The 1,377-nt window shown below is 47.6% G+C and carries 2 protein-coding genes; both read right to left on the minus strand.

Annotated features, from left to right (window positions below):
• Nucleotides 1–975, minus strand: a 975-nt coding sequence (locus AC5DC2_RS23520; RefSeq protein WP_491700238.1) for a hypothetical protein, incomplete at its 3' end; no start/stop codon positions are given.
• Nucleotides 976–1,112: 137 nt separating this feature from the next.
• The coding region (locus tag AC5DC2_RS23525) for a hypothetical protein (protein WP_491700239.1) at nt 1,113–1,377 on the minus strand (265 nt) is incomplete at its 5' end.

Below are 1,377 nucleotides of genomic sequence, written 5' to 3' on the forward strand. Positions count from 1 at the left end.
AAGAAGCTTAACGCGTCTGGAGAAACTGTGTTCATGCGCTACCTGGGAAAGCCGATCAGCGGCTACTTGTGATGCAACGGGATCGGTCAGCGCTTTGACGGCAGAAGAAACGAACTCTTCCTCAGAATTTGCGAACAGTGGGTAATCACTCCCAAGAAGGGAAACATGAATAGCATTCTTGTTCAATATCGCAGGTGTTCTATAGGAGCCATATTCAAGTATCTTCGTAGAATACTCGATAATATCGTCTAACGCGGCTGAGCGCCAAGATAATCCGACTCGACTGCTTTTAAGTTGGGAAAATACACTAGAGCGTGGTTGCCCCTTAAGCCAATGAACGCCTTCAGTTCTCGAAAGCGCATCCTCCATTGAGCTCTTGAATAGGTGGTTGTCGGGAGCGTCATGGATTTTGTCGCCAATCATAACCAGTTGCGCTGACGGCACTTGAGCGCGCACGCGAGACCACAGCTTGACCATTTCATAAGTCATCCACTCCGGCGTGTACTTGCCAGCGTAGACGGCCTCGAGCGGCCTGTGAACTAAGTCAAGGCACTCATGATGTACATCCGGGGCTACGGGTGGGAAAAGTGTGAGTTTGTCGAGGTCAATATATGGGTCTATCTTCTGCCAAAGTTCAACAAATCCGTCGCTCTGGCATAGGACCCTATGGCATGTACTTGATATCTCACGAAGCCGTGTTCTATCGTCATGGCTCATGTCGTTGTAGTCATGTTCGATATCGGTTAGGTATACATAAGAACGAGAGAGTATTTCAGAATCCAATAATTGAAACGCAATTTCTTTTCCGCGAATGAATATCGCATCGTACTTTGTTACGCCATTGTAGTGTTTTGCAATTTGCGCCATCTCTTGCCAATTGAGGCGCCTCTTCGTTATCCCGAATATATCTTCATAGTGTTCAGGGCCTATCACCCTAACATTCTCAAGATCAATTATTTCCTTGTAAAGGGCCATACTCGAAGGAGATGTTCGAGCGGTTAGGTCGACCTGTGTATTGCCGACCTTCAACAATGCGAGCGTTAGCACCAGCGTCCAAATCGAAGATCCGTCTATCAGATTGAGATCGGGATTAGCGCAGATCAGAATTTTCCTCAGTGGGTAGCAACCTGTGCAGCATAGGTTCGACCGATAAGGAAGCCGCGGATGGCACTCATGAGCTGGGCTTGTCCAATTTTATTCGGATCGAACAGGATTGTATGAGGTGAGAGCTCGGCATTGTAGGCATATTCTTGTTTTGTATCAGGCGCGAAGCCGTAGAAGTCTGCATCTGGTGCGTAAACAGATGCAGCAATAAGGTCACGGAGTGTATTGGCGCGTGCCGCGGAATCGCCATTTATAATAATGGCGCTTTTAATA

This window comes from Martelella sp., assembly GCF_984369615.1.